The following is a 4478-nucleotide window of genomic DNA, read 5'->3' on the forward strand; positions in this document are numbered from 1 at the left end:
CCAGCCGGCTCATCATCGGCTTAAAGATCTGGGCCAGGATGGCTTCAGCCCCGCTGCCCAGTTTGCTTGGCTGCTTCATGGTCAAGTAGATGCAGTAGCGGGGATTGTCAGTCGGCGTGATCCCGACGACTGAGAAGATGTAATTCCGGTCCCCGGTCATGTAGCCCCCAGTCGTTTTGGCAATCTGCGCCGTCCCCGTCTTGACGCCGAAGTCCTTGCCCTTCATGTAGTAGGTGTAGCCGGTCCCGATGTTTTTGTCCAGGACCTTCTTCATGTTCTGCATGATCACCTTTCTGGTCTTGGCCGTAAAGACCGGCTTGCCGACTTTTTGAACCTTGTAGCTCTTGACGGTCTTGCCGGAAGAGTTGGTGATTTTTTCAACCAGCTGCGGCTTGACCATCTGCCCGTTGTTGGCCAGGGCACTGTAGACCTGCATCATCTGCATGACGTTGACCGTCACCCCCTGCCCAAAGGCAGTAACTGCCTGGTCAACCGGACTGGAGAAGGACAGGCTGCCGGAAACTTCCCCTGGCAGAGTGATCCCCGTCTTGTGGGTGATGCGGAACATCTTCAGATACTTGCGCCACAGCTTGGCCCCCATCTTGCGTTCCAGGTAGACCATCCCGACGTTGCTGGAGCGCGGGAAGGCCTGGGAATACGGGATCGTGCCCCAGCCGGACTTTTCCCAGTCATAGATCGTGCTGCCGGAAACGGTAATCGAACCAGACTTGTAATAGGCCTTCGGGTTGTAGTTGCCGCTGTTGACGGCGGCAGCCAGTGACAGGATCTTGAAGACCGACCCCGGCTCATAGCTTGACTGAACCAGCAGGTCACTGCCGGCCTTGCTGATCCCGGCTTTGGTCTGGGAATTGAAAGTCGGCCGCTGCGAGGCTGCCAGGATCTTCCCGGTCTTCAAGTCTTCAACGACGGCCGTCAGCGCTTTCGGCTTGTAGTTTTTCTCCACCTTGCTCATGTAGGTTTCCAGAGCGCTCTGCAGCTGCGAGTCGATCGTCAGGTACAGGTTGTTCCCGTCCTTGGCCGCCTTGTAAGAATGCGACCCGCTTGGCAGCTGGTTTTCCGAGGAGTCAACCGTGCTGGTTTCATAGCCGTTGGTCCCTTTGAGGATGTTGTCAAAGTAGGCCTCAAGCCCGGTAGCACCGACCAGCTTGGTCGTCTGCGTCTTGGAATCGGTCTTGGAAACCGTGTAGCCGACCACGTTTGAGGCAAAAACGCCGTTTGGATACAGCCTTGACGGGGTTTCCATGAACTTGATCCCCGTCAGGTGCATGGCCTGGATTTTCTTTTTCTGTGTCAGGCTGAGACCTGAACCAGCCGTGCCAAACTGCACCTGAAAGGTGTTCTTGTTGGAGGGGTTGAGGTACTTGAGAATTTTCTCCTTGGAAATCGGCAGGACCGTGGCCAGCTTTTCGGCCGTCTTCTTCTTGTTCTGCACATACAGGGGCTTTTTGTTGGAATCGACATAGGTCTTGTCCAAAATTGCATAAACCGTGTAGGTATGCGAATCCTGGGCGATCACCAGGCCGTTTTTGTCATAGATCGTCCCCCGGTTGGCCGTCAGAACCGTATTGCGCCGGTAGATCGCAGCGGTCCTCTTGCTGATGTTCTGGCCGTCAATGGTCTTGGAAATCGACAGGTAAAGCATGCGGCCAGCAAAAAAAAGAAAAACCAAAGCAACGACTAGCTCTAAAACTCTGCCGACAGTAAAGCGATAGCCGTGTGCTCTGGATTTTATTTTTCTTAAATTAGTGGTCTTCTTCATTAGCGAATTGTCCTAATGTTACTTTCACGCAACTTCAATCCTTGACTTTCAGCAATCTTGTTGAGCCGGGTGTTCGATGACAGCTCACCAATTTCCTGCTGCAGGTCGGCGGTTGCATTCTTTTGCTTGGTAATCGATTTCTTAACCTCGGATAACTGACGCTGAGCATAGGTTGCCGAAACGCTTGCCGATATGTTCAGCGTGATCAAGGCAGCCGCGCCAAGCAGGCCTACCACGCTTAAAATCTTTTCGAAAGCCGAGTACGGAACTTTCTGTGGGTCGACTACCAGACGAGGACTTTTCCGGGCTTCCTCTTCTGGTTCATAATTATACTTTCTAACTGTGTTTCCAGCCATTGTGGTCCTCTTTATAATTTCTCTGCTACTCTTAATTTTGCACTGTGTGAGCGGTTGTTTTCTGCTAATTCCGCCGCGCTCGCCGTAATCGGCTTGCGGGTGATCAAGCGCAAAGTCGGCTTAATCCCTTCGGGTACAACCGGCATCCCGCGGGGAATCTCTACTTCTGAATATTTCTTGAAGGTCTTCTTGACGATCTTGTCTTCCAAAGACTGGAAGGTTATGACGCTGATCCGCCCGCCTGGTTTGAGCAGGCCGATGGCTTCCTCAAGGGAAGCCTGCAAAACGTCCAGTTCATGGTTGACTTCAACCCGGATCGCCTGGAAGCTCTTCTTTGCCGGGTGGCCGCCGCTGCGCCGCGCGGCCGCGGGAATGGCCTCCTTGATGATCTCCACCAGCTCGAAAGTGGTTTCGATCGGTTTGCTGCGTCTTCTCTCAACGATCTTTCTGGCAATCTGCCGGGAAAACTTCTCATCGCCGTAACGGTAAAGAACGTCAGCCAGCTGCTTTTGATCATACTGGTTGACCAGCTGGTAGGCATCAAAATCCTGGCTTTGGTCCATCCGCATGTCCAGTCTGGCGTCAAACCGGTAGGAAAAGCCGCGATCAGCCTGGTCCAGCTGCGGGGAGGAAACGCCAAGATCATAATAGATGCCGTCTATTCCGTCATAGCCCAGCTTCTCCAGCTCCTCGCGCAGGTGACTGAAATTGTTGTGCACCAGCTGCAGGCGCGGCTGGCTGTCAGCCTGCAGAAAAGACGCGAAATTGCTTTGGGCGGTGGCGATTGCATACTGGTCTTGGTCGAAGCCGATCAAATTTCCAGTTTCCAGCTTGCTTAAAAGGTATCTTGCATGGCCGCCGCCGCCAAAGGTGGCATCCACATAAGTACCACCGTTTCGCGGCGCCAGGTTGTCAATTGTCTCGTGCAATAATACGCTGGTATGCTTAAATTCCATATTTATAACTCGATATCGTCCAAATCCTCTGCAATTTCATCATAGCTTTCGTTGGCCTCTTCAGAATACTCGTCCCAGCGCTCCTTGGCCCAGATTTCGATCCGGTTGGAAACGCCGACGATGACGCATTCCTTGTTTAAGCCAGCGTGCTTCTTCAAAGTGGGGGACAGGTTGATCCGCCCCTGCTTGTCAAACTCGCCTTCCATTGCTCCCGAATAAAACATCCGGGTAAAGCTGCGCGCGTTCTTCTTTGTCAAGGGAAGCTTGGCCAGCTTGGCCTCGATCTTCGCCCATTCTGTCAGCGGATAGCCGAAAATGCAGCCTTCCATGCCCCGGGTAAAAACCATTGCTGGACCAATTTGTTCGCGAAATTTGGCTGGAATGATCAGCCGGCCTTTAGCATCCAAATTGTGCTGGTATTCGCCCATGAACATGGCAAGCTCCTCCCTTCTGTTAACAATTTACCACAAATCCCCACTTTAAACCACAATATCTGAAAAACACCGGCAGATTTCCGAAAAAATTAAAAAAGTGCCGTCCGCTAAAAGCGAACGACACTTAAAATTTACAGCATCACGACCAAAAGCAGACCGCAATACCAAAAAAAGCTGCAGGCATCCAGATAGCTCCAGAACTGCCGGAACATCCTGCCCAGCGAGATGTTCTTGTTGACAACCGCCCACTTGACCGCGGCCAGCAAGATCAATATGAAGTAAAGCAGGAAAGCCGACGGCAGAAACGACGGCTCTCCTTTTAAATTCGTCATCAGCTGGCAGGCATAGATCAAAAAGAACGGCATGACGTCATAGCCGCGGAAGGCCGCCTTCGGCCACAGCAGATTGATCACGTAAGCCGCGGCTAAACCAAACAGCGGCAATAAAAATATCAGCAACATAGCGTTTCCTCCATCTCTAAAATATTTTAGCGTTTTTTCTGTCAGAACACAGCAATTAAATTGCAAATCGCCGCCAAAAAGGTTATAATCTCTCTCATATAGGAGGCTTCTATGGCACGTAAAAAGAAAAAGTCGACATTCCAGAAGATTGAAAACATCATGGTAGTTCTGATGGCTTTGATTACGCTCTTTGGCGTAGCTGCCTCAGTCGTTTACTACTTAACTGCCCAATAAACTGGCAAGACGTCAAATTCAAAAGCGGTCAGCATCATGCTGGCCGCTTTTTTGTTTTTCAATTTAATAGCGATAATTGTCCAGGTCAACCAGGAAAGGATAGTTTCTGGCCAGCTTGGCCCACAGCCAGTAAGTCAGCAGGCTGATGCCGGCCGTCCAGCCTGCTGTATACAGCAGGACGTAGCCGGTTTCCGGAAAAGTCTGCGTTGTCCAGCCCAGCAGGCGGAAAACCAGCCAAACGTACAGGCAGCTGACGG

At 51.8% G+C, this 4478-nt stretch carries 6 protein-coding genes and 1 pseudogene; 1 reads left to right on the forward strand and 6 read right to left on the reverse strand.

Annotated elements, in window-relative coordinates; translation table 11 throughout:
* The 5 genes from lacNas_RS02495 to lacNas_RS02515 form a co-directional block, all read right to left on the reverse strand.
* Positions 1 to 1780 (reverse strand): peptidoglycan D,D-transpeptidase FtsI family protein (locus lacNas_RS02495; RefSeq protein WP_201346556.1); only part of this gene is annotated, 1780 nt, incomplete at its 3' end.
* The gene (gene ftsL / locus lacNas_RS02500) at positions 1780 to 2136 is read right to left on the reverse strand and encodes a cell division protein FtsL (protein ID WP_201330602.1); all 357 of its coding nucleotides are present in this window, start codon (positions 2134 to 2136) and stop codon (positions 1780 to 1782) included. The genes ftsL and lacNas_RS02495, both read right to left, overlap by 1 nt.
* Positions 2137 to 2147: 11 nt before the next feature.
* Positions 2148 to 3092 carry a 16S rRNA (cytosine(1402)-N(4))-methyltransferase RsmH gene (gene rsmH / locus lacNas_RS02505; RefSeq protein ID WP_201330603.1) on the reverse strand — a complete coding sequence of 315 codons (945 nt, stop codon included), beginning with the start codon at positions 3090 to 3092 and terminating at the stop codon, positions 2148 to 2150.
* Between the two features lie 2 nt (positions 3093 to 3094).
* A complete protein-coding gene (mraZ, locus tag lacNas_RS02510; RefSeq protein ID WP_201330604.1) occupies positions 3095 to 3526 on the reverse strand; it encodes a division/cell wall cluster transcriptional repressor MraZ in 432 nt (143 codons plus the stop codon).
* A 131-nt stretch (positions 3527 to 3657) separates the two neighbouring features.
* Positions 3658 to 3987 carry a DUF3397 domain-containing protein gene (locus lacNas_RS02515; RefSeq protein WP_201330605.1) on the reverse strand — a complete coding sequence of 110 codons (330 nt, stop codon included), beginning with the start codon at positions 3985 to 3987 and terminating at the stop codon, positions 3658 to 3660.
* A gap of 111 nt (positions 3988 to 4098) precedes the next feature.
* Here lacNas_RS02515 and lacNas_RS02520 point away from each other — a divergent pair, with 111 nt between their 5' ends.
* On the forward strand, positions 4099 to 4221 hold the full coding sequence (locus tag lacNas_RS02520) for a DUF4044 domain-containing protein (protein ID WP_201330606.1): 123 nt from the start codon (positions 4099 to 4101) through the stop codon (positions 4219 to 4221).
* 63 nt (positions 4222 to 4284) lie between these two features.
* Here lacNas_RS02520 and lacNas_RS02525 read toward each other — a convergent pair.
* Positions 4285 to 4478: pseudogene (locus lacNas_RS02525) on the reverse strand (rod shape-determining protein MreD); the annotation flags it as partial.

It is taken from the genome of Lactobacillus nasalidis (assembly GCF_016587775.1).
In the GTDB taxonomy this organism is placed as follows: domain Bacteria; phylum Bacillota; class Bacilli; order Lactobacillales; family Lactobacillaceae; genus Lactobacillus; species Lactobacillus nasalidis.